This is a genomic window from Arhodomonas sp. KWT2 (assembly GCF_041949875.1).
In the GTDB taxonomy this organism is placed as follows: Bacteria; Pseudomonadota; Gammaproteobacteria; order Nitrococcales; family Nitrococcaceae; genus Arhodomonas; species Arhodomonas aquaeolei.
Genome location: NZ_JBHFPQ010000049.1, coordinates 336401 through 358888, shown reverse-complemented (window position 1 = coordinate 358888; position 22488 = coordinate 336401). Strand labels below are relative to the sequence as shown.

Here is a 22488-nt window from a genome sequence, read left to right as displayed (position 1 = left end):
CGACCGGGACCGGTTCGGGTAGGGGTGCCGCCGCATCGGCGCTAGCCGTCACCGTCCCCCAGGGGCCGCGCCTGGACGATCACACCCAGCAAGGGATGGTCGAGGTAGTGAATCTCGTCGCTGCGCATGCGCCGGCTCTGGGTCATGGGATAGACGGTACCGCCGGTCTCGCGGCGGTAGCGCAGATCGACCTGGGCATGGAGGTAGCGGCTGACGTAGACACGCATCATCCCGTAGAGCCCGGGTGTCTCCGGAATGCGTTCGCCGGCCGGGACACCGTCACCGACGGCCACCCACTGGTTCCGCCCCTTGGCGAGATCCGGCTGGATCCAGCCGAAATGACCGAGCACCACGTACTGGTCCGCGGACGCCAGGCGCTGACGGATGCCCGAGAGCTGATAGGCGCTGGAGGCGAGGCGCCGGAACGGGCCGCCGCCGGGGCGGGAGACGCGCACGTCCTGCGGCAGCGCGGGCGGCACGTCCGGCCAGCTCTCGCCGTCGGCGCCGCTCGCCTCCCACTGGCGGAAGACCACGACCTCCACGGCATAGTCCCGGGCGAGAGCGGCGCCGCTGACGGCCAGCCCGCTGAGGGCGAGGACGACGGCGGTCGCGGCGACGGCGATCCGGCGCGGCATGGCGTTCTCCACGATCATTACGACTCCACGCGGGCGGGGCGCTCCACCGCGCCCCTGTCGTCCGACGGGGACGGCTTCCCGGCACCGAGGGTCTGAAGCAGCGCCTCCACCTCGCGGATGCGGCTGTCCGCGTCCTCGGTCTCGCGGTTGAAGCGCAGCCGCTCCTGACCCTCCAGACGATACACGGCGGGCTGCTCCTGGACCAGACGCACCAGTGCCGCCGGGTCGACTGCCGGCCGGTCGCCGAACTCGATCTTGCCACCGCCCGGACCGGCCTCGATGCGCTGGATGCCCAGCCCCTCGGCAGCAAGCTTGAGCTCGGTCACCCGGAAGAGGTTCTTCGCCGGCTGCGGCAGCAGGCCGAAGCGGTCGATCATCTCCACCTGCAGCTCGCGGAGCTGTTCCGTATCCGAGGCGTTGGCGATGCGCTTGTACTGCACCAGCCGGGTGTGCACGTCCGGCAGATAGTCCTCCGGCAGCAGGGCAGCAATACGCAGGTCAACCTCCGTACCCTGGTTCAGCGGCCGGTCCAGCGCCGGCTCGCGGCCGGCGCGGATGTCGCGCACCGCGCGCTCGAGCAGCTCCGTGTACAGCGAGAACCCGACCTCCTGCATCTGCCCGCTCTGATCCTCGCCGAGGAGCTCGCCGGCGCCGCGGATCTCGAGGTCGTGGCTCGCCAGGGTGAATCCGATACCCAGGTCCTCGTGGGCCGAGATGGCCTCCAGGCGCTTGGACGCATCCGCCGTCATGCTCCGGCGCGGCGGTGCGAGCAGGTAGGCATAGGCCCGGTGGTGGGAACGCCCGACGCGGCCGCGGAGCTGATGGAGCTGGGCAAGGCCGAGGCGGTCGGCGCGGTTGATGACGATGGTGTTCGCCGAGGGTACGTCGATACCGCTCTCGATGATGGTGGTGCACACCAGGATGTTGAAGCGCTGGTGATAGAAGTCGAGCATCACGCGCTCGAGCTCGCGCTCCGGCATCTGGCCGTGGGCGATGCGCACCCGCGCATCCGGCAGCAGCTCCGTGAGCTCCCGTGCCACGCGCTCGATGCTGTCCACGTCGTTGTGCAGGAAGTAGACCTGGCCGCCGCGGTGGAGCTCACGCAGGCAGGCCTCCTGGATCAGGGCGTCGTTCCACTCGCTGACGAAGGTCTTTACCGCCAGCCGCCGTGCCGGTGGCGTGGCGATAATGGACAGGTCCCGCATGCCCGACAGGGCCATGTTCAGGGTGCGCGGGATCGGCGTCGCGGTGAGGGTGAGAACGTCGACGCTGGCGCGCAGGCCCTTGAGCTGCTCCTTCTGGCGCACGCCGAAGCGGTGCTCCTCGTCGAGGATCACCAGCCCGAGGTTGTGATAGCTCACCGAGGACTGGAGCAGCTTGTGGGTGCCGATGACGATGTCCACCTTGCCGGCGGCGAGATCGGCGAGCACGGCGTTCTGCTCCTTCTTCGAGCGGAAACGCGAGAGCAGCTCGACACGCACGGGCCAGTCGGCGAAACGGTCGCTGAAGTTCTGGTAGTGCTGCTGGGCGAGGAGGGTGGTGGGCACCATCACCGCCACCTGATGCCCCTCCTGGACGCCAATGAAGGCCGCGCGCATCGCGACCTCGGTCTTGCCGAAGCCGACATCGCCACACACGACCCGGTCCATCGGCTGTTCCGAGGCGAGGTCGTTGACCACGGCCGCGATCGCGCGCTCCTGGTCCGGGGTCTCCTCGAAGGGAAACTGCTCGGCGAAACGCCGGTAATCCTCCGGATCGTAGTGATAGGCGTGGCCGCCGCGGGCGGCGCGCCGGGCGTAGATATCGAGGAGCTCGGCGGCGACATCGCGGGCACGCTCCGCGGCCTTGCGCCGGGCGCGGTCCCACTGCTCGCTGCCGAGCCGGTGGAGCGGGGCGTGCTCGGTATCCAGTCCCGTGTAGCGCGAGACCAGGTGCAGCGAGGCCACCGGGACGTAGAGCTTGTCCCCGCCGGCGTACTCCAGGGTGAGGAACTCGGTGTCCACGCCACCGACGTTGAGCGTCTGCAGCCCGATATAGCGGCCGACGCCGTGATCCTCGTGGACCACCGGCGCACCGACACTGAGATCGGTGAGGTCGCGGATGATCGTGTCCGGGTCCCGCTCCGGACGCTCGCGTCGGCGCCGCTGGCTGGCCCGCTCGGCGAACAGCGCCGCCTCCGGGATCAGGGTGATCCCCGCCTCCGTCAGGCGGAAGCCGCGCTCCAGCGGACCGGTGGTGATCGCGCGGGGGGCATCTCCGGCCACGAACGCCGTCCAGTCCGCGACCGCCGGCACGCGCAGGTCGGCCTGCTCCAGGCGCTCCATGAGGCGCTCCCGCCGGCCCGCGGTCTCGGCGAGGAACAGCACGCGCCCCGCCTCATCGGCGAGCAGCGACTCCAGCGCCGCCAGCGGCCGGGCCGCCGCCGGCTCGGCGCGCAGGTCCGGCAGTCCCGTCACCGGGTGACGGATGCTGCCGCCGTGCGCCCCCTCCGGCGCCTCCTCGTGCAGATAGACCTGGGGCAGGGCGTTGAGCCGCTCGCGCAGCTCGTCCGGGCGCAGGTAAAGCGACTCCGGCGTCAGCAGCGGGCGCTCGCGGTCGTGGCGACGCTGCTCGTAACGCTCGCCGATCTGCGCCCAGTCGCCGTCCAGGGCCTCGTCCAGCCCGGCCACCCGGACCGCGACGCTGCCCTCGGGGAGGTAATCGAACAGCGTCGCGGTCTCCTCGAAGAACAGCGGCAGGTAGTACTCCACGCCGTTGGGCAGGTGGCCTTCGCTGACCTCCCGGTAGACCACGCTGTCGGTGGGATCGCCGGCGAAACGGGCGCGCCAGTTGCCTCGAAAGCGCCGGATACCCTCCTCGCCGGTGGGGAACTCCCGCGCCGGCAGCAGCGCCACCTCGGGCACGCGCTCGCTGCTGCGCTGGGACTCCGGATCGAAGCGCCGGATGGTCTCGACCTCGTCGTCGAAGAGGTCCACGCGCAGCGGGCTGTCCGCGCCCATCGGGAAGAGATCGAGTATCGAGCCGCGCACCGCGAACTCGCCGTGCTCCATGACCTCGGAGACGCAGCGGTAGCCCGCCCGCTCCAGGCGCTCGCGCATCGGCTCCAGCGCGAGCCGGTCCCCCTCCGCGAGGAGGAGCGTGGTGGCCTCCAGGAAGCTCGGCGGCGCGATGCGCTGCATCAGTGTCGCCCCCGGCACGATGAGCACGCCGCGGCCCATCGAGGGTAGGCCGTGCAGGGCGCGCAGGCGCTGGGAGATGATGTCCTGGTGCGGGGAAAAGACGTCGTAGGGCAGCGTCTCCCAGTCCGGCAGGACACGCACGGGCAGTTCCCCGCCGGCGAAGAACCCCAGCGCCGCCTCCAGCGATTGGGCCTGCTGTGGTGTCGCCGTCACCACGAGGGTCGGCTCGGGGTGCTGCCGCGCGGCGGCGACGACCGCCAGTGCGGCACTGTCACCGGCCAGGTCGTACCAGTGGAGACGGTCGCCCGGGCCCTTGGGCAGGCGCGGGACGAGGGGATCGTTGTCGGTGGTGGCCATGACGAGCTTCGAGGACGCTGGCGGTTGGGCGGCTTGCCGAGAGTGGCACCGGCCGGTGAGTGTACTCAATGGGCCCGGACCAGACCAGCCGTAACGCCGTGCCGGACCTTATGGGGGCGGATGGAATCTGGCATCATACGCCCGGTCCCCGGGCGGAGTCGCCCGCGGATGGGCACGCACTCGTCGAGACCGACCCGGAGCCCATGACCCCCGAACCGTCCCTGGAACCGATCGCTCCGCACGATGACGCTTTCGTGGCGCTCTACGAGGCGACCTTCCCGGCGTGGGAGCGCGAGCCCACGCCCCGGGTGCTGGCACGACTGGATGCCGGGCGCTACCGCGGCGAGCGGCTCACGGACCCGGAAGGGCGGATCGCCGGATTCTATGTCGCGGACGTACCGCCGGGGCTTGGCTGCACAGTCTTGACGTTCCTGGCCATTGCGCCGGGGTGGCGCGGCGGGGGGCTCGGCGTACGACTGGCCACGGCGGCGGCCCGGCGGTTCGCCACCGAGGGTCCCGGGGCGTGGCTAGTGGTCGAGGCGGAGCCGCGCCCGGCGCGGCTGTATGCGCGCTGCGGCTTCCGGCGGCTGGCGCTGGACTACCGCGTGCCGCACTACGATGATCCGGCGGCCACCCAGGCGATGGCGCTGATGGTCCACCCACGCCAGCAGTGGGCGACGGCGATACCGGGTGCGACGGTCGCCCGCTGGGTACGGCAGGCCTTCATCGACGGCTACGGTCTGGCGGCCGGGGATCCACGGCTGACCGGGCAGCTGGAGCGGATACCGGAGAGGGTGAGGATTGAGGATGCTGAGCTTCGGTCAATATAGCGAGGACGGCGACTGGGTGGAGCACACCGCAGAGTCGGTGATCGCCGCCGGCCGCACCACGTTCCAGTCCTATCTGTTCTTCCGTTCGCCGGTCCACGGCGTGTGCGTGGCGCTCGACGGCGACATCCAGTCCTGCGAGGCGGACGAGGCGATCTATCACGAGGCCCTGGTGCATCCCGCGATGCTGGTCCATCCGGACCCCCGCCGGGTCCTGATCATGGGCGGCGGCGAGGGCGCGACCGCACGCGAGGTGCTGCGCCACCCCGGGGTCACCCGGGTCGTGATGGTCGACATGGATGCCGAGTTCGTCGAGCTCTGCCGCACCCACCTGGCGGGGTGGAACGCCGGCGCATTCGCGGACCCGCGGCTCGACGTGCAATGCCGCGACATCAATGAATTCCTGGACGAACCCGGCGAGGGCTTCGACGTCGTCATCGGGGACCTGGTCGACTTCAACGATCCGGACGACCCCGCCGCAGCCCTCTACAGCCGGCAGCTCTACGAGCGCCTGCGCCGCCGGCTCAACCCCGGGGCCATCACCGCGACCCAGGCCGGTGGGCTGACCACCGGCCGCACCGCGGCCCATGCCCATGTGCGCGCGACGCTCGACGCCGCCTTCACCAACGTCTCCAGCTACGGCATCGTGGTGCCGAGCTTCTACCACCTCTGGAGCTACGTCCTGGCCTCCGACGAGCGTCTCCCCGATGTCGATGCCCTGCCGATGGAGCGCTTCGCGCAGCGCGCCACCGCCCGCCGGCTGGCCCTGCCGGCCACCGGCCCGGCGAGCCTGGCGGCGACCTTCGCGTTGCCGGTCTCCATCTACGAAAAGCTCCAAAAACCCGCAACCTGAAAATATAACCTGATGTCGAACCTTCGTTACCAGCTCCTCCCGAACCGCCCGGTCGACACGGCCGATATCCTCGTGCTGCCGGTGCCGCACGAGCAGACCGTCTCCTACAAGCCCGGGACCCGTAACGGCCCCGAGGCGATCCTCGACGCAACCGCCCAGCTCGAGTACTTCGAGGAGGACGGCAACTGGTCACCGCTCATGCACATGGGCATCTGCGTGGTACCACCGCTCGGCAAGCAGCTCTACGAGCGCGCCGTCGACTACCACCGGCGGCTGGCCCGATCGGCGGCCGCGTTGCCGGACGGACCGCTGATACTTGCCCTCGGCGGCGAACACTCGATCACTCCGGCACTGGTGCAGGCACGCATGCCGGAGCCGGGCACCGTGGTCTGCCTGGATGCCCATGCCGACCTGCGCCGGCACTTCGAGGGCACCGAGCTCAGCCATGCGTGCCCGATGCATCACATCCGCGCGGCCGGGCACGGCGTCCTCCTCGCCGGCGTTCGCTCGCTGATGGACGAGGAGGCCGCACGGGTGCGCGACGACGACGCCATCGAGTGCCACCGGGACCGCGCACTCCACCGTCCGGCCGCCTGGCAGGCGCTGCTCGAACGCCTCGCCGGCCTGGACGGCCCGGTATGGCTCACGGTGGACATGGACGTGTTCAGTCCGGCGGAGGTGCCCGGCGTGGGCACGCCGCAGCCCGGCGGGCTCGGCTGGTACGACGTCGTCGAGCTGGTCGAGACGCTGATCGCCAACCCGCGCATCGATCTGCGCGGCTGCGACATTGTCGAGCTGGTCCCCGAGCCGAGCTGCGTCTCCGAGATGGTCGCCGCCAAGCTCAGCCAGCGCATGATCTCCTGCTGGGGCCGCCGGCAGGGCTTCCACGAGGCGCCCGCCACGGGCAGCCAGTCCGAGGTGAGCTATGACTGAACCCGTTACCCCGGTACCGGTCTTCCGCCCGGCCCGCCACGCCGCCCACCAGCCCCGCTGGGACTTCTCCGACGGCTACCCGCCGGTGCCATACCCGGAGGTGGCCGAGCGTATCGGCGAGGTCCTGACCGGTTTCGGCCGTACCTGGCCGCTCGCGGAACATCCCGTGGAAGGCGGCCGCGAGGAAACCGTCGCCGCGCTGCATGCCCCGGAATACCTCGCCTTCCTCCGCGGGATCGGCGAGACCCTGGAGGAGGGGGAAGAATACGTCCCCTCAATCTTCCATGGGGACCTGAGCGCCGGACCGCTGCGCTTCCGCGGCGGCATGTTCACCGCCGAGATCGGCACCCCCATCACCCGGGCGACGCGCCAGGCGGCCCTGGATTCCGCCGAGACCGCGCGCCGGGCGGCCGCGCACCTCTTGGAGCACGGCGGCCACGTCGTCGCACTGTGCCGTCCGCCGGGCCATCATGCGGGCTACCGGCGCTACGGCGGCTACTGTTTCTACAACAACGCCTACGTCGCCGCGCGCACCGTTACCGCCGCGGGCCGGCGCTGTCCGGTGCTGGACGTGGACTACCACCTCGGGGACGGCAGCGTGGAGTTCGCCGGGGAGGCGGCGCCGTATTTCTCCCTGCATGCGGATCCGTGGCGAAACTACCCGCACCTGGACGCCGGCTGGGACGGCGCCGGGCGGACACACGTGCACCTGGCCACGCTCGCAGAGGGCACCGACGGCGAGGCCTATCTGGCGCAGCTCGACGACGCCCTGACCGCACTGACGGCGACACGGCCGGACGCAGTGGTCCTGTCGCTGGGATTCGATACCGCGGCGACGGACACCATCCAGGATGCCGCGGTAGGGCTGACGGCGGCAGACTTCGAGGCGATCGGCGTGCGGCTGGCCGCGACCGGGCTGCCGGTGCTCGTCCTGCTGGAAGGGGGGTACGACGTCGCCGGGCTCGCCGGCTACGCGGAGGCCTTCGCCCGCGGGCTCGGCCCCGCGCCGGATCAGCGGCGGACGACGGTATGAATCACCAGGTTGCGCTCGAAGTACACGGCGAAGCCGTCGTACTGCCAGCGCGTGATCGGTGGCTCGCCGACCGGGCCCTCGCGGGTCTGCGGCTCGCCGTATCGCTCGCGCACCGTCTCCATGGTCACGCCGTTGTGCGGACCGACGCCCTTGGTCGCCTCGACCTGGTCGAGCAGCAGCGTCTCCGCCGACGCCGGGACGACGACCGAGGCGAGGAGCAGGACGGCGAGAAACACGCGTGGCATAGAACTTACTCCCTGTTGACCGCGTCCACTATAGCACCGGCCCCGACACGGCAAAACTGACGCCGCGGGCCGCCGCGCCACACCGGGAGGTGATCTTGGAGTATCCGGGAGAGCTGCGCAGGGGACGACTGCTGCGCCGCTACAAACGTTTCCTCGCCGACGTCGAGTGCGACGATGGCGAGCACCTGACGGCCCACTGCCCGAACACCGGCTCGATGCTCGGCTGCGCCGAGCCGGGGCAGGCGGTGTGGTTGAGCCACTCCACCCGCCCCGGACGCAAGTACGCGTGGACCTGGGAGCAGGTCGCCGTGGCCGACGGCGTGCGCGTGGGCATCCACACCGGGCGCACCAACGACGTGGTCGCCGACGCCCTGGCCGCGGGCTGGTTCCCGGAGCTCGGCGACACCGCCCGGCTCCGGCGTGAGGTCGGGGTGCCGGACGAGCCCATGCGTGCCGACTTCCTGGTGACCGACAGCGACGGCACGGAGCGGTTCGTGGAGGCGAAGAACGTCACCGCCGCGGTCACGGACGGCGTCGCGCTGTTCCCGGACGCGGTGAGCACGCGCGGTACCCGCCACCTGGAGGTGCTCTCGCGCCTCGCCCGCGCGGGATTGCGCCCGAGCCTGATATTCTGCGTCCAGCGTACGGATGTGACCGAGGTCCGTCCGGCCGACGACATCGATCCCGACTACGGACGGGCACTGCGTGCGGCGATCGCCGACGGCGTCGGCGTCTACGCCTTCACCGCCGCGCCGGGCGACCACGCCATCGAGCCCGCCCGGCGGGTGCCCGTCATCTGTCCCTGACCCAGCAAAGGGCCCGGCATGTTCAAGCCGTTACAGCTGTATATCGGACTGCGCTACACCCGTGCGAGACGCCGCAACCACTTCGTCTCGTTCATCTCGGCCTCCTCGATGCTCGGCATCGCCGTGGGCGTTACCGCGCTCATCACCGTGCTCTCGGTGATGAACGGCTTCGAGTCGGAGCTGCGCGACCGCATCCTCGGGATGGTTGCCCACGGCACCGTCAGCGGCTACCAGCAGCCGCTGGAGGACTGGGCCGGCCTCACCGAACGCCTCGGCCAGCGCCCCGAGGTCAAGGGGGCCGCCCCTTACGTGCGCGGCGAGGTCATGATCACCCGGGGCAAAGAGGTCACCGGCGCGCTGATACGCGGCGTGCTCCCGGACAAGGAGCGCGGCGTATCCAGCGTCGACGACAACATGGTCACCGGCAGCCTCTCCGCACTCACTCCGGGGGATTACGGCATCGTCCTCGGCCAGGGGCTCGCCGACCGGCTGGGCGTCGGCCGTGGCGACACCGTCACCGTGGTCGCCCCGGAGGCCCGGGTCTCCGTCGCCGGTGTGCTGCCACGGCTGCGTCGCTTCCACGTGGTCGGCGTGTTCTCGGTGGACATGTCCCAGTACGACAACTCGCTGGCGCTCATCCAGCTCAAGGACGCGCAGACGCTGTTCCGCACCGGGGACGCCGTTACCGGGATACGCCTGGAGTTCGACAACCTGTTCGATGCACCGCGGCTCGTGCGCCAGATCGCGCAGGACCTGCCGGGGCTCTACCGGATCTCCGACTGGACCATGCAGAACCGCAACTTCTTCCGCGCCGTGCAGACCGAGAAGACGGTGATGTTCGTCATCCTGCTGCTGATCGTGGGCGTGGCGGCGTTCAATATCGTCTCCACCCTGGTGATGGTGGTGACCGACAAGCGTTCGGACATCGCGATACTGCGCACCCTCGGTGCCAGCCCGCGCAGCATCATGGGGATATTCATCGTACAGGGCGCGGTCCTGGGCATCGCCGGTACGCTCATCGGCGTGCTCGGCGGCGTCGCGCTGGCGCTCAACGTCGAGACCATCGTGCCGGCCATCGAGCAGCTCTTTCACACCAAGTTCCTGCCGGCGGATGTCTATCTGATCAGCACCTTACCTTCGGAACTTCATCAGGGGGATGTAGTGCACATAACCCTCGCCGCCCTCGGTCTGTCGCTGCTCGCGACCCTGTACCCGGCGTGGCGCGCCTCGCGCGTCGCCCCCGCGGAGGCCCTGCGCTATGAGTGAGACCGATACCGTGCTCGCCTGCGAGGATCTGGCACTGAGCTTCCGCGAGGGCAACGACCGCCTGCAGGTTCTCGACGGCGTCTCCCTGCAGGTCCGCCGGGGCGAGCAGCTCGCCGTCGTCGGTCGCTCCGGCTCCGGCAAGAGCACGCTGCTGCACCTCCTCGGCGGGCTCGAGAGCGCCGAACGCGGGCGGGTCTGGGTGGACGGCCAGTGCCTCACCGAGCTCGGCCCCGTGCCCCGGGGACGCCTGCGCAACCGCGCCCTCGGTTTCATCTACCAGTTTCATCATCTGTTGCCGGAGTTCACCGCGCTGGAGAACGTGGCGATGCCGTTGCTCATCGGCGGCAGCAGCACCCGCAGCGCCCGTGAGGCCGCGGCCTCGATGCTGGAGCGTGTCGGGCTCACGGCGCGCCACCGTCACAAGCCGGGAGAGCTGTCCGGTGGCGAGCGCCAGCGCGTAGCGATCGCCCGGGCGCTGGTGACCGAGCCCGCCTGCGTGCTCGCCGACGAGCCCACGGGCAATCTCGACTGGCAGACCGCGGAGTCGGTGTTCGAGCTGTTCCAGGCGGTAAACCGGGATCACGGCACCAGCGTGGTGGTGGTCACCCACGACCGCGCGCTCGCCGCACGGCTGGACCGAACCGTTACCCTCGAGGACGGCCGGCTGCGCGACGCTGGCGACGACGCCGGCGCTGGCGCAGATGGGCGATGATATAGAACCGCCAGAGCAGGTGGACGCTGCCGTAGCCGGCCAGGGACACGAGCAGGCCGGTGACCACCGAGCCCAGCAGCAGCGGGCGCCAGATGGCGCCCAGCTCGTGCCAGAACCACGCGAGGTTGGGCTCGAAGGCCGCGGGGAAGACGGGCGTGCCCAGGAACCACGTCCCTACCATGTAGGTGAAGTAGAACAGCGCGGGCATGGTCAGCGGGTTGCTGACCCAGACCAGCGCCACCGACAGCACGATATTCACACGGAAGAAGATCGCGAGTGCCGCGGCGAGGATCATCTGGAACGGTATCGGCAGGAACGCCGTGAACAGCCCCACGGCGACACCGCCGGCAACGGAGCGGCGGTTGAGGTGGAGCAGGAAGGGGTCCTCCAGGAGACGGCCGAGCCACCGCAGTTCCCGCCGCCCGGTGACCCGATGCGGTTCGGGTAGGTATCGCTTGAGAAACCGCCTCGGCATGGTACCCCCCTGTCGCTGGCGCACATACTAACCCGCTCATTGGCATTGTCACCCCTCGGCGCGCTTGTCCGTCCGGCCGTGGGGACGCCGGGGGAGCGCGGTAGCCGTCGCCGAATCGGCCACGGCGGCCGTGCCGGTGACCGGGCGGTGTCCGCCGCGACGGCAGGGTGAACGGCTGACGACAGGAGGGCCACAGGGATGGTGGCATGGGTCTTGGGTCTGCTGGTGCCGGTACACGTGCCGGCGGCGTCGGCGGCATGGGCGCTGTCGACGGCGTTCGCACTGGTGCTGCTTGCCCCGGCGCGGCACCCGCTCGCACGGCGACTGGCGCTGTTCGGCGCCGCGGTCGCCTGGGCCGCAACCGTGATGGCACTGGACCTCGAAGCGCGCCTGCCGGAGGCCCGCTCCGGCGACGATTTTACCGTGACCGGCGAGGTCGCCGCGCTGCCGGAGGACAACGGCCGGCTCACCCGGCTCGTCCTGGATGTCGACACCATCGATCCGGCGCTGCCGCGGCGGCCGGAGCGGATGCGCCTGAGCTGGTACGGCGAGGCCCCGGTGGTCCGCGCCGGCGAGCGCTGGCGACTTCGCGTCCGTCTCAAGCGCCCCCGGGGCTTCATGAATCCGGTTCGCTTTGACTACGAGGCCTGGCTGACCCGCCGGGGCATCAGCGCCACCGGCTACATCCACGGTGGCGAACGGCTCGCCGCAGCGGCCGGGGTGGCCGGCTGGCGCGGCCGCCTCGCCGGAACGCTGGCAACACGGCTGGGCGGCGGCGGCGACGGCGCCGCCGTCGTCCGGGCCCTGCTGGTGGGCGACCGCCGAGGGATCTCCGGCGACCTCTGGAAGACCCTGCGCACCCTCGGCGTCACGCACCTCGTGGCGATCTCCGGGCTGCACATCGGCCTCGTCGCCGGACTTGCCGGTCTTCTTTCGGCGGCATTGTGGCGGCGGGTGCCGGCGTTCGCGCGGCGCTGGCCGGCCAGCGTCGCCGGCGCCCTATGTGGCATGTCGGCGGCGCTCGCGTATGCGGCCGCCGCCGGCTTTTCGCTGCCGACCCGCCGGGCACTGGTGATGGCCGCGGTTGTCGCCGGCGCGCTGTTATGGCGCCGCCGGCCGTCACGCTGGCGCGGACTGACGCTGGCCGCCACCGCGGTACTCACGCCCGACCCCTGGGCGTCGCTGTCCCCCGGCTTCTGGCTGTCGTTCGGTGCCGTCGCCCTAATCCTCCTGGCATGGCGGCCGGGGCGGCGCAGACTCGGCGGCGCACTGCGCGTCCAGATCGCCGTGACCGCCGGGCTCACGCCGCTGCTGCTGCACAGCTTCGGTGCGTTCTCCTGGGTCAGCGCCCCGGTCAATCTGATCGCGGTACCACTGACCGGGCTGCTCGTCGTCCCGGGCGCGTTCCTCGCCGCGGCCGCGGACGCCGTATGGCCGGCCGGCCACGTCCTGACGGCCTTCGCGGCAGTGTTGGACACCGTGCTGACGGCCGCCGCATGGCTCGCCGAGCGGATCACGATGGTTCGGCCAGGGCCGCTGGCACCCGCGTTCTGGCCGCTGCTCGGCGCCGCCGGCGGCATCGCGCTGCTACCCCGCGGTTTCCCCGGGCGATGGCTCACGCTCGCCCTCGCCGGGCTGGCGCTGACCGCACCGTCACCGCCCCGGCCAGCCCTGAAGGTCACCTTCGTGGAGGTGGGGCAGGGTGCGGCCACCGTCGTCGAAACGCGGCGGCACGTGCTTGTCTTCGACACCGGGCCGCGCTGGGGCGCCGGCGCCAGTGCCGCACGTTACAGCCTGGTGCCCTATCTCCGCGGGCACGGGGTGAGTACCATCGACCGTCTGGTGGTCAGCCACGCGGACGCAGACCACGCTGGCGGGCTGGCGGCAGTGCGCCGCGCCGTCGCTGTGGACCGGCTGGTCAGCGGCGAACCCGGCGAGACGGGGGGCTCGCCCTGTCGTGCCGGCCAGTCGTGGCGCTGGGACGGCGTCACATTCCGGATGCTCGCGCCGGTGGAGACCGGTCGAAGCGGTAACGCCGCCTCCTGTGTGCTCGTGGTGGACACCGGCAGGCACCGCGTTCTTCTCACCGGCGACCTGGTCGCCGCCGACGAACCCGCGGTGGCCGCCCGAATCCGGAGCCCGGTAGACGTTCTGCAGGTGGGCCACCACGGCAGTGCGACGTCCACCACGCCGGGCCTGCTGCGGGCGGCCCGGCCCCGGCTCGCAGTGATATCCGCCGGCTACGACAACCGTTATGGCCTGCCGGCCCCCGCCGTGGTCGCGCGGCTCGCGCGCTGCGGCGCCCGTGTGGTCAACCTCGCCGAGAGCGGCGCAGTGACCGTGCGCGAGACCGGCGCCGGCGCCTGGTGGGTGCGGCGGGAACGCCCTGCACGCCGGCGCCTCTACCACGAACGCCCGCACGGAGTTCAGGCGGGCCGGCAAAATCGGTATGATTCCGGGCGACTAGGCGATCGCCCCGACAACGGAGGTGGCAAGACGTGTGGGAACTGGTCAAGGCCGGCGGCTGGCTGATGCTGCCCATCATCGTGTGCTCGGTGCTGGCGCTGGCCATCGTCATCGAGCGGCTGTGGTCGCTGCAGCGTAACCGCGTCCTGCCCAGGCACCTGGTCGCGGAGGTCTGGAACAAGCTCAAGGTGGACGCGATGGACGGAGACGCCATCCGCAACCTGCGACGGCACTCCCCGCTCGGGCGCGTACTCGCCGCCGGTGTGATCAACCGGCACCTCAGCCGCGAGGTGATGATGGAGAGCATCGAGGATACCGGTCGCCACGAGGCCCACAACCTCGAGCGCTACCTCAACACCCTCGGCACCATCGCCGCGATCAGCCCGCTACTGGGCCTGCTCGGCACGGTGGTCGGCATGATCGACGTGTTCAGCACCATCTCCAGCCACGGCGTCGGCAACGCGCCGGCGCTCGCCGGCGGCATTTCCCAGGCGCTGATCACCACCGCCGCCGGGCTCGTGGTGGCGATCCCCGCACTGATGGCATACCGCTACCTGCGCGGCCGCGTCGATGAGCTGATCGTGGACATGGAGCAGCAGGCCCTCAAGCTCGTCGAGGCCATCCACGGCCAGCGGCCGGCGAACGAGGGGAGGGCGGCGTGAACCTGAGCCCGCGACGCCGTGACGAGCCCGAGATCAACCTGACCCCGCTGATCGACGTGGTCTTCCTGATGTTGATCTTCTTCATGGTCAGCACCACGTTCGTTCAGCAGACACGCCTGGACGTGACCCTGCCCAGCGCGGAACAGTCCGCCACGACCCCGGAGCGCGAGACGCTGCACGTGACTATTTCCCCGGACGGACGAATCAGCGTGGACGGACGCACGCTCGCCAACGGCAAGGTCGCCACCATCCGCCAGGCCCTGGAGGACGCGCTCGGCGACCGTGACGCCGCCGATGTGCCGGTCGTGGTGGACGCTGACGCCAACGCACGCCACCAGGTGGTGGTACGCGCCCTCGACGCGGCCGGCCAGGCGGGGCTCACCCACGTCGGCATGGCCGCGGCGGCCGGCGCACAGCCATGACGGATCCGGGGCTGAACGCCGTCGCCCGCCCGGGCGACGGCGGCGTGTACCGCCGCCTTCTCGGTTACGTGCGCCCCTACTGGGGCATAGCGCTGGTCGCGGTGATCGGCATGGTGGTCAGCGGCGGCATGGAGAGCGTGTTCGCCTGGCTGATGAAGCCCATGCTGGACCGTGGCTTCGTCGAGCGGGACCCGGAGATGATCCGGCTGATCCCGTTCGCCCTCATGGGCATCTTCCTGCTCCGTGGCGTGGCGAGCTTCGGCGCGAGCTTCGGGATGATGTGGGTGAGCCGGCGGGTGATCCACGAGCTGCGCAGCCAGGTTTTCGAGCGGCTGCTCACGCTGCCTAAGCGCTACTTCGACAACAGCTCCTCAGCGCGGCTGCTCTCGCGGCTGACCTATAACGTGGAGCAGGTGGCACAGGCGGGCACGGACGCGCTCATCGTGCTGGTGCGTGACAGCGCCACCGCCGTCGCTCTGCTCGGCTACATGTTCTTCGTGAGCTGGCGTCTGGCGCTGATCTTCCTCGGCCTCGGCCCGATACTGGCAGTGCTGGTGGTCTACATCAGCAAGCGCTTCCGGCGCCTGAGCCGCCGTATCCAGGGCAGTGTCGGCAGCGTCGCCTACGTGGCCGAGGAGGCCATAGAGGGCCACGAGGTGATCAAGGTCTTCGGCGCACAGGCTCACGAGCGCCGGCGTTTCGGCAGCGTCAACGACCTCAACATGCGCCAGTACATCAAGTTCTCCGCCACCAAGGCGCTGAGCACGCCGGTGGTGCAGTTCGTCTCCGCCGCCGCGCTGTCATTCGTGATCTACCTGGCGACCCGCCAGGAGATGATCGCCGAGGTCACGGTGGGCGGGTTCGTGTCGTTCATCACCGCCATGCTGCTGCTCATGCAACCGCTCAAGCGTCTGACCAACGTGAACTCGACGATCCAGCGCGGCATCGCCGCCGGCGAGAGCATCTTCGAGGTCATCGACGAGACGCCGGAGACCGACAACGGCACGCTCACCCTGGACCGCGCCGAGGGACGGGTCAGCTTCGAGGACGTCGGCTTTGCCTACGACCCCGCCGGCCCCGCGGTCCTCACCGACATCCACATGGACGTGCCGGCCGGCGAGACCGTCGCGGTGGTAGGCCGCTCGGGCAGCGGCAAGACCACCCTGGTCAACCTCCTGCCGCGCTTCTACGAGCCCGTCAGCGGTACCATCCGCCTGGACGGCATCCCGCTCACCGACTACCGGCTCCATGACCTGCGCCGCCAGATCGCGCTCGTCGGCCAGCAGGTCGTGCTGTTCAACGACACCATCGCCGCCAATATCGCCTTCGGCGCCGCCGGCGAAGCCGACCGCGCCGACGTGGAACGCGCGGCGGCGCTGGCGAACGCCCGCGAGTTCATCGAGGCGCTGCCCCGGGGCTTCGACACCGTGGTGGGGGAGAACGGCGTGATGCTCTCCGGCGGTCAGCGCCAGCGCATCGCCATTGCCCGGGCCCTGCTCAAGAATGCCCCGATCCTGGTCCTGGACGAGGCCACCTCGGCGCTGGACACGGAATCCGAGTACCACATCCAGCGGGCGCTGGAGACGCTGATGCGCGGGCGCACGACCTTCGTCATCGCGCACCGGCTGTCCACGATCGAGGCCGCGGACCGGATCCTCGTGCTCGATGGCGGCCGCATCATCGAGAGCGGCGACCACGATACGCTCATCGAACGGGGCGGGGCGTACGCCGCGCTGCACCGCATGCAGTTCCGTAATCAGCAACCGGAACGTCAGGGCGCCGGCGAATGACGGGCATCCCGGGCTGGTGGCTACACCGCCGCCTGACGGACCGGCTGCTGTCACCACTGGGCGCACTCTACGCCGCTGCCGGACGGGCCCGCCGTCGCTACTGGCAATCACGGGCGGTACGCCTGCCGGTGCCGGTGCTCGTGGTGGGCAACCTGTTCGTGGGCGGCAGCGGCAAGACACCGCTGGTCATTCACCTCGCGGAGCACCTCCGGAACCGTGGCCGGCGCTGCGGCGTCGTGCTCCGGGGCTACGGCGGCGGTGCCCGGCACTGGCCGCAGCGCGTCGCCCCGGACAGCGACCCCGCGGCAGTGGGTGACGAGGCGGTGCTGATCGCACGGCGCACGGGCTGCCCGGTCGCTGCCGGTCCCGACCGCGTCGCCGCGGCCCGGCTGCTGGTGGAGGCGGGATGCGATCTGATCGTGAGCGACGACGGCATGCAGCACTACCGCCTGCACCGGGACGCGGAAATCGCCGTGGTGGATGCCGCGCGGGGGCTCGGCAACCGTCGCTGCCTGCCTGCCGGGCCGCTGCGGGAGCCGCCGGACCGGCTCGCGGACGTGGATATCGTCATCGCCCAGGGCGCGGCATGGCCCGGGGCCAGGGGCCATTACGCACTGGCGCCCGGCGAGCTCCGGCCGCTGTCCGGTGACACCGGGCCGACGCCGCATGCCGGGCAGCGGGTGCACGCCGTCGCCGGGATCGGGCATCCCGGGCGCTTTTTCGCCACACTACGCACGATGGGCTACGAGGTGATCCCCCATGCCTTCGCCGACCACCATGCCTTTGTGCCTGGAGAGCTCGACTTCGGCGACGGCCTGCCGGTGATCATGACCGAGAAGGACGCCGTGAAATGCCCCGGGGCCTCGCGGGCGTGGTTCCTGCCGGTGACCGCTGTTCCGGACCCGGCAGCGGCGGCCGCGATAGACCGTCTCCTGGACCGCCTCACACAAGGAGGGCAAGCGAGCTGATGCAGGCATTCACCGTTGTCATCCCGGCGCGTTACGCCTCGACGCGCCTGCCCGGCAAGCCGCTGATCGAGCTCGCCGGCGAGCCGATGATCGCCCACGTCATCCGCCGCGCCCGCGAGAGCGGTGCCGCCCGGGTGATCGTCGCCACCGACGACGCCCGGATAGCGGGCGCCTGCAGCGCCATCGGGAGCGAGGTGGTGCACACGGACCCGGCACACCCCACCGGCACCGACCGCCTCGGCGAGGTGGTCCGGCACTGCGGACTGGCGGACGACGCCATCGTGGTCAACCTCCAGGGCGACGAGCCGTTGATGCCGCCCGCACTACTGCAGGGGGTCGCCGATGCCCTGGAGCATCACCGCGACGCCGACATCGCGACCCTGTCCACGCCGCTGGACGCCGACATGGCGGCGCGGCCGGACGTGGTGAAGGTCGTCACCGACCGTCACGGCTACGCCCTGTATTTCAGCCGCGCGCCGATCCCCTACGTGCGCGACGGCGCCCCGCACCCGGGGCTGCACCACCGCCATCTCGGCGTCTACGGATACCGCGCCGGGTTCCTCCGTGCCTTTGCCTCACTGGAACCCAGCCCGCTGGAAGAGGCCGAAAAGCTCGAGCAGCTACGCGCCCTGTGGCACGGCTACCGCATTCATGTCGCGCCCGCGCCGGCGGTACCCGGGCACGGCGTGGACACGCCGGAGGACGTATCCCGGGTCACGGCGGCGCTGCGCGACGGGTCCCCGGAATGATCCGGCGGCAACCTAACGCCCCGGGGCCGGCCCACACCACGCGCGGGTGCAGGCCCACTGTTACCGACACGATGGAGACAGAGCAAGCCTATGACTGAAAAGCGGTTTATCCGGGTCCTGATGGTGTGCATGGGCAACATCTGCCGCTCACCGACGGCGGAGGGTGTGTTCCGCGCCCACGTGGAGGCCGCCGGTCTCGGTGACATCATCGACGTCGACTCCGCAGGCACTCACGGATTCCACATCGGCCGCGCCCCGGACCGGCGTGCGCAGGAAGCGGCCACGGCCCGGGGGATCGATATTTCCGGGCTGAGAGCCCGCCAGGTGGACAGCTACGACTTCGAGGCCTTCGACTACATCCTTGCCATGGACGAGGCGAACTACGGCATCCTCGTCGCCGACGCACCGCCGTCCGCGCGGGAGCATATCCACCGTTTCCTGAGCTTCGCCGCGGACCGTCCGGAAAGCGAAGTACCGGACCCCTACTACGGCGGCGGGGACGGCTTCGAGCACGTTTTCGACCTCGTGGACGAGGCGTCCGCCGGACTGCTGACGGCCATCCGGCGCGATCACGGCCTCTGAACCGGACGAACGGCCTTCACGGCGGCATCGCAAACATGCCGCAAGTCATTATATACAAGGGAATTCTCAAGAGCCGGTCGCGCCGGCAGGAAGGCGGGTAACATACCGGGCGGCATGATGCCGCCCGGTATGCCCGTGCCGGGGCCGACCGCCCCGACGGCATCGTCCGCAGTCAGGTCACGGACGATCCGGAGCCGTGATGGACCGGTCCGCCGTCGGAGTCCGAGCCGGGGTCCGACTCGTCCGAAGACTCCTCCGTGGCGGGCGACCCGGACTCGTGACGCCGGTGATCATCATCGCCGTCCGCCGCCGCAGGCTCCTCCGCCTCGGGGTTACCGGTAGCCTTCGTCGAGGACGTGTCGTGCGCCTCGTCCTCGCCGCCGACCCCGCTCCCGGTGCTCGCCGCTGTCGAGGCACCCGACTCCGGCTCCCGGTCAGCCGCTCCCGCCGCCGTCTCCGGGGCGTCGCTCACTGACGGCGCCTCCGGCTGGCCCACAGGTGCCTTCTCCTCAACGGTGTCACCCGCTGCCGGGGATGCGGCCCGAGTCCCGGCCGCCGGCGCAGCCGCGTCCGGGGCAGGGCGGTCGCCGGACGCCTCGCCGGCGGTATCCCCCGACGTGCCGGCGTCCTCCGCCGCGCGCTGCGGCTTCTCCGGCACCGCGGGCTCTGTACCCGCGGCCGTATCCTGCACCGGCGCCCCGGCCGCGGCCCCATCCGTCGCGGCAGAGGCCGCCGTACCGGTCCTGTCCGATCCCGTGGCATCAGTTCCGGCGCCCCGGGGCTGTCCGCCGTCGGCCGGGATGCGCGGCCGCCCCGACCAGCGGCGGGGATCATTGGCCGCCTCGTCGCGGCGTTTGCCGCCCTTGCGGCCCTCGCCGGACTTCTCCGGTTCGTCGGCCCCGGACCGGTCGGATTTCCTGTCCTTGCCGGAGCGAGTCCCGTCCTTGTCACGGGCCGCCTTCGCCGCGGTCTCCTTCACCGGCTTGTCGTCCCCGTCAGCCGCCACGGCACTTTCCTGCCCGGACTCGCCACCCGCCGGCTGCTTCGACGGCTTCCCGCTGCCGGCATCCTTCCCGGACTGCGGGGACGGCGCTGCAGCGGTATCCGTGTCAGCGTCACCATCGGTGCCGGCCTCGGCGGTCTCGCTGCCGTTACCTTCCTGGCCCGGACGGCTGGAACGGCGGCGACGACGGCCACCCCGGCGTCCCCGGCGGCTGCGGCCGGAGCTGCGCTGGCTGCCGCCGCGCCCGTCATCGCTGCGGGCTGTCTCACCGCCACTCTCGGACTTGCCGGCCTCGGCGGCCTCGGCCGTTTTCGTCTCGTCCGCCACCTTGGTCTCGTTTGTCTCCGCTCCGGCACTGCGACCGCGCTCATCCGCAGAGGCGGGCTTGCGGCCGCCGTTACCATTGCGCTTGCGCGGGGCGGACTCGTCATCGCCACCGCGCCGGCGGTCGCCACCACCGTCGTCCTTGCGACTCTCGCCGTCCTTGCGGCCCTTGCCGGAGCGCTCGTCCCGCTGGCCGCCGCGACCGCCTGCCTTGCCTTTCCCTTCGCCGCCGCCGGACCGGGCCTCCTGGGCCGCCTGCGCGTTGCCCTTGCTGCCGGAGCCACTCTTGCCGGAGGCCGCGGGGGCGGCCTTCGGTTGTTCTTCCTTGCGGGAGCGATCCTCCTTGCGGGAACCATCCTCGGCCGGGGTCGCCATCGCCTGACGGCGGGCGCTCTCATCCTCGCCGTCGCCGACGACGATCTTGCGCAGCCAGCCGAAAAAGCCACCCAGCGCACGGGCCGGCTCCGCCGGGAGCGCCGCAGCCGGGCGTTGCGCCTCGTTACGGGTCTGGGCCGGCTCGGACACGGTCTTGTCCTCCGCCTCGCCCTCGGAACGGCTGGCAGCGGGCCTGGACGCGGGTGCCGGCTTGCTCGGGCGCACCGATTTCACCGCGGGCTGCTCGGCCTTCGGCCGCTCCGAGGTCATGAGCCGCTCCGCCTCGCTCTGGCCCTCGTCGGAGGAGGCGAGCTGATAGCTGGCGTCGTCGTGGGAGCTGTCGTCACTGCGGATCCGATGGACCTCGTAGTGCGGCGTCTCCAGGTTGCGATTCGGGATCAGGATGATGTCGACGCCGTTGCGCTGCTCGATTTCGCTGATCGCCGAGCGCTTCTCGTTGAGGAGGAAGGTGCCTACGTCGACGGGCAGCTGGGCGAGCACCTTGCCCGTCTTGTCCTTCATCGCCTCCTCTTCGACGATGCGCAGGATCGACAGTGCCAGCGACTCGACGCTGCGGATCGTACCCTGGCCCCCGCAACGGCTGCAGATCTCCTGGCTGGACTCGCCCAGCGAGGAACGCAGGCGCTGGCGCGACATCTCCAGCAAGCCGAAGCGCGAGATGCGGCTGACCTGGACACGGGCACGGTCCTGCTTCACCGCCTCGCGCAGGCGGTTTTCCACCTCGCGCTGATTGCGGTTGGGCCCCATGTCGATGAAGTCGATGACGATCAGGCCGCCGAGGTCACGCAGGCGCAGCTGGCGCGCGATCTCATCGGCGGCCTCGAGATTGGTGTTGAAGGCGGTCTCCTCGATATCGGCGCCCTTGGTGGCACGCGAGGAGTTGATGTCGATGGAGATCAGCGCCTCGGTGTGATCGATCACGATGGCGCCGCCGCTCGGGAGCCGGACCTCGCGCTGGAACGCGGACTCGATCTGGCTCTCGATCTGGTAGCGGGTGAACAGCGGGACCTCGTCGTCGTAGCGCTTGAGCCGCGAGAGGTTCTGCGGCATCACCTGCTGCATGAACTCACGGGCCTGGCCGTAGACCTCCTCGTCGTCGATCAGGACCTCGCCGATATCCGAGCGCAGGTAGTCGCGCAGCGCACGGATGATGACGTTGCTCTCCTGATAGATCAGGAAAGGGGCGGAACGCTCATGAGCAGCCTTCTGGATGGCCTTCCAGAGATTGAGGAGATAGTCGAGGTCCCACTGAAGCTCCTCGACGGTACGGCCGACGCCCGCGGTACGCACGATCAGGCCCATGCCTTCCGGCACCTCGAGCTCGCGCAGGGCGTCGCGGATCTCCGTGCGGTCGGCACCCTCGATGCGGCGGGAGACGCCGCCGGCACGGGGATTGTTCGGCATCAGGACGAGATAGCGCCCGGCGAGGCTGACGAAGGTGGTGAGCGCCGCGCCCTTGTTGCCGCGCTCCTCCTTCTCGACCTGGACGACGACCTCCTGGCCTTCCTTGATGACGTCCTGGATGCTGACTTTGCCGGGGTCGGCGTCGTCGCCGCCCTGGAAATAGCTGCGTGCGATCTCCTTGAACGGCAGGAAGCCGTGGCGCTCCGCGCCGTACTGGACGAACGCGGCCTCGAGGCTGGGCTCGACGCGGGTGATCTTACCCTTGTAGACGTTCGCCTTCTTGCGCTCCCGGGAAGGGGTCTCGATGTCCAGGTCGTAGAGGGACTGGCCGTCCACGAGGGCGACACGCAGCTCTTCCGGCTGCGTGGCGTTGATCAGCATTCGTTTCATAACGGGGGGGT

The 22488-nt window shown here is 70.6% G+C and carries 19 protein-coding genes; 14 read left to right on the top strand and 5 right to left on the bottom strand.

Annotated elements, in window-relative coordinates:
• Positions 1-41: 41 nt before the first annotated feature.
• Positions 42-653, bottom strand: a complete 612-nt coding sequence (locus tag ACEZHJ_RS14005; protein ID WP_163139131.1) for a CsiV family protein — start codon at positions 651-653, stop codon at positions 42-44.
• A complete protein-coding gene (gene mfd / locus ACEZHJ_RS14000; RefSeq protein ID WP_375036639.1) occupies positions 653-4171 on the bottom strand; it encodes a transcription-repair coupling factor in 3519 nt (1172 codons plus the stop codon). The genes ACEZHJ_RS14005 and mfd overlap by 1 nt, the downstream gene beginning before the upstream one ends.
• A gap of 203 nt (positions 4172-4374) precedes the next feature.
• Here mfd and ACEZHJ_RS13995 point away from each other — a divergent pair, with 203 nt between their 5' ends.
• From ACEZHJ_RS13995 to ACEZHJ_RS13980, 4 genes are read left to right on the top strand one after another with little or no spacing between them, the layout of a single operon-like run.
• Complete coding sequence (locus tag ACEZHJ_RS13995; protein WP_169509122.1) at positions 4375-5001, top strand: GNAT family N-acetyltransferase; 627 nt, start codon at positions 4375-4377, stop codon at positions 4999-5001.
• On the top strand, positions 4979-5851 hold the full coding sequence (locus ACEZHJ_RS13990; protein ID WP_018716788.1) for a methyltransferase domain-containing protein: 873 nt from the start codon (positions 4979-4981) through the stop codon (positions 5849-5851). The genes ACEZHJ_RS13995 and ACEZHJ_RS13990 overlap by 23 nt, the downstream gene beginning before the upstream one ends.
• A 12-nt stretch (positions 5852-5863) precedes the next feature.
• Positions 5864-6784, top strand: a complete 921-nt coding sequence (gene speB / locus ACEZHJ_RS13985) for an agmatinase (RefSeq protein WP_018716787.1) — start codon at positions 5864-5866, stop codon at positions 6782-6784.
• On the top strand, positions 6777-7817 hold the full coding sequence (locus tag ACEZHJ_RS13980) for an acetylpolyamine aminohydrolase (protein ID WP_375036638.1): 1041 nt from the start codon (positions 6777-6779) through the stop codon (positions 7815-7817). The genes speB and ACEZHJ_RS13980 overlap by 8 nt, the downstream gene beginning before the upstream one ends.
• On the opposite strand, the gene ACEZHJ_RS13975 is transcribed toward ACEZHJ_RS13980, so the two are convergent.
• Positions 7796-8062 (bottom strand): hypothetical protein, encoded by a 267-nt coding sequence (locus ACEZHJ_RS13975; protein ID WP_018716785.1) that lies wholly within the window; start codon positions 8060-8062, stop codon positions 7796-7798. The genes ACEZHJ_RS13980 and ACEZHJ_RS13975 overlap by 22 nt on opposite strands.
• 95 nt (positions 8063-8157) lie before the next feature.
• Here ACEZHJ_RS13975 and sfsA point away from each other — a divergent pair, with 95 nt between their 5' ends.
• The 3 genes from sfsA to lolD are packed head-to-tail and all read left to right on the top strand — an operon-like array spanning position 8158 to position 10846.
• Positions 8158-8868, top strand: coding sequence for a DNA/RNA nuclease SfsA (sfsA, locus tag ACEZHJ_RS13970; protein ID WP_018716784.1), 711 nt, complete (start codon positions 8158-8160; stop codon positions 8866-8868).
• A gap of 18 nt (positions 8869-8886) precedes the next feature.
• The gene (locus tag ACEZHJ_RS13965; protein ID WP_018716783.1) at positions 8887-10134 is read left to right on the top strand and encodes a lipoprotein-releasing ABC transporter permease subunit; all 1248 of its coding nucleotides are present in this window, start codon (positions 8887-8889) and stop codon (positions 10132-10134) included.
• The gene (gene lolD / locus ACEZHJ_RS13960; protein WP_018716782.1) at positions 10127-10846 is read left to right on the top strand and encodes a lipoprotein-releasing ABC transporter ATP-binding protein LolD; all 720 of its coding nucleotides are present in this window, start codon (positions 10127-10129) and stop codon (positions 10844-10846) included. The genes ACEZHJ_RS13965 and lolD overlap by 8 nt, the downstream gene beginning before the upstream one ends.
• Here the strand turns inward: lolD and ACEZHJ_RS13955 are convergent.
• On the bottom strand, positions 10779-11321 hold the full coding sequence (locus tag ACEZHJ_RS13955; RefSeq protein ID WP_018716781.1) for a DUF2062 domain-containing protein: 543 nt from the start codon (positions 11319-11321) through the stop codon (positions 10779-10781). The two genes, lolD and ACEZHJ_RS13955, sit on opposite strands and share 68 nt — an antisense overlap.
• A gap of 198 nt (positions 11322-11519) precedes the next feature.
• Between ACEZHJ_RS13955 and ACEZHJ_RS13950 the strand changes: the two genes are divergently transcribed.
• From ACEZHJ_RS13950 to ACEZHJ_RS13920, 7 genes are all read left to right on the top strand, one after another.
• Entirely contained in the window at positions 11520-13853 is a 2334-nt protein-coding gene (locus tag ACEZHJ_RS13950; RefSeq protein WP_375036637.1) for a ComEC/Rec2 family competence protein, read from the top strand.
• Positions 13820-14449, top strand: a complete 630-nt coding sequence (locus ACEZHJ_RS13945; protein ID WP_018716779.1) for a MotA/TolQ/ExbB proton channel family protein — start codon at positions 13820-13822, stop codon at positions 14447-14449. The genes ACEZHJ_RS13950 and ACEZHJ_RS13945 overlap by 34 nt, the downstream gene beginning before the upstream one ends.
• A complete protein-coding gene (locus tag ACEZHJ_RS13940) occupies positions 14446-14871 on the top strand; it encodes a biopolymer transporter ExbD (RefSeq protein ID WP_018716778.1) in 426 nt (141 codons plus the stop codon). Before ACEZHJ_RS13945 ends, ACEZHJ_RS13940 begins: the two co-directional genes overlap by 4 nt.
• Positions 14868-16661, top strand: coding sequence for a lipid A export permease/ATP-binding protein MsbA (msbA, locus tag ACEZHJ_RS13935; protein ID WP_375036636.1), 1794 nt, complete (start codon positions 14868-14870; stop codon positions 16659-16661). The genes ACEZHJ_RS13940 and msbA overlap by 4 nt, the downstream gene beginning before the upstream one ends.
• Positions 16658-17629, top strand: a complete 972-nt coding sequence (lpxK, locus tag ACEZHJ_RS13930; protein WP_163139135.1) for a tetraacyldisaccharide 4'-kinase — start codon at positions 16658-16660, stop codon at positions 17627-17629. Before msbA ends, lpxK begins: the two co-directional genes overlap by 4 nt.
• On the top strand, positions 17629-18378 hold the full coding sequence (gene kdsB / locus ACEZHJ_RS13925; protein ID WP_018716775.1) for a 3-deoxy-manno-octulosonate cytidylyltransferase: 750 nt from the start codon (positions 17629-17631) through the stop codon (positions 18376-18378). Before lpxK ends, kdsB begins: the two co-directional genes overlap by 1 nt.
• Positions 18379-18468: 90 nt before the next feature.
• Positions 18469-18960: a low molecular weight protein-tyrosine-phosphatase gene (locus ACEZHJ_RS13920; protein ID WP_018716774.1), complete on the top strand. Its 492-nt coding sequence runs from the start codon at positions 18469-18471 to the stop codon at positions 18958-18960.
• A gap of 172 nt (positions 18961-19132) precedes the next feature.
• On the opposite strand, the gene rne is transcribed toward ACEZHJ_RS13920, so the two are convergent.
• Positions 19133-22477 carry a ribonuclease E gene (gene rne / locus ACEZHJ_RS13915; RefSeq protein WP_375036635.1) on the bottom strand — a complete coding sequence of 1115 codons (3345 nt, stop codon included), beginning with the start codon at positions 22475-22477 and terminating at the stop codon, positions 19133-19135.
• Positions 22478-22488: the final 11 nt, after the last annotated feature.

Coding starts and splice junctions, on each gene's coding strand:
- ACEZHJ_RS14005 (WP_163139131.1), bottom strand. CDS start 653: ATGATCGTGGAGAACGCCATGCCGCGCCGGATCGCCGTCGCCGCGACC.
- mfd (WP_375036639.1), bottom strand. CDS start 4,171: ATGGCCACCACCGACAACGATCCCCTCGTCCCGCGCCTGCCCAAGGGC.
- ACEZHJ_RS13995 (WP_169509122.1), top strand. CDS start 4,375: ATGACCCCCGAACCGTCCCTGGAACCGATCGCTCCGCACGATGACGCT.
- ACEZHJ_RS13990 (WP_018716788.1), top strand. CDS start 4,979: ATGCTGAGCTTCGGTCAATATAGCGAGGACGGCGACTGGGTGGAGCAC.
- speB (WP_018716787.1), top strand. CDS start 5,864: ATGTCGAACCTTCGTTACCAGCTCCTCCCGAACCGCCCGGTCGACACG.
- ACEZHJ_RS13980 (WP_375036638.1), top strand. CDS start 6,777: ATGACTGAACCCGTTACCCCGGTACCGGTCTTCCGCCCGGCCCGCCAC.
- ACEZHJ_RS13975 (WP_018716785.1), bottom strand. CDS start 8,062: ATGCCACGCGTGTTTCTCGCCGTCCTGCTCCTCGCCTCGGTCGTCGTC.
- ACEZHJ_RS13965 (WP_018716783.1), top strand. CDS start 8,887: ATGTTCAAGCCGTTACAGCTGTATATCGGACTGCGCTACACCCGTGCG.
- lolD (WP_018716782.1), top strand. CDS start 10,127: ATGAGTGAGACCGATACCGTGCTCGCCTGCGAGGATCTGGCACTGAGC.
- ACEZHJ_RS13955 (WP_018716781.1), bottom strand. CDS start 11,321: ATGCCGAGGCGGTTTCTCAAGCGATACCTACCCGAACCGCATCGGGTC.
- ACEZHJ_RS13950 (WP_375036637.1), top strand. CDS start 11,520: ATGGTGGCATGGGTCTTGGGTCTGCTGGTGCCGGTACACGTGCCGGCG.
- msbA (WP_375036636.1), top strand. CDS start 14,868: ATGACGGATCCGGGGCTGAACGCCGTCGCCCGCCCGGGCGACGGCGGC.
- lpxK (WP_163139135.1), top strand. CDS start 16,658: ATGACGGGCATCCCGGGCTGGTGGCTACACCGCCGCCTGACGGACCGG.
- kdsB (WP_018716775.1), top strand. CDS start 17,629: ATGCAGGCATTCACCGTTGTCATCCCGGCGCGTTACGCCTCGACGCGC.
- ACEZHJ_RS13920 (WP_018716774.1), top strand. CDS start 18,469: ATGACTGAAAAGCGGTTTATCCGGGTCCTGATGGTGTGCATGGGCAAC.
- rne (WP_375036635.1), bottom strand. CDS start 22,477: ATGAAACGAATGCTGATCAACGCCACGCAGCCGGAAGAGCTGCGTGTC.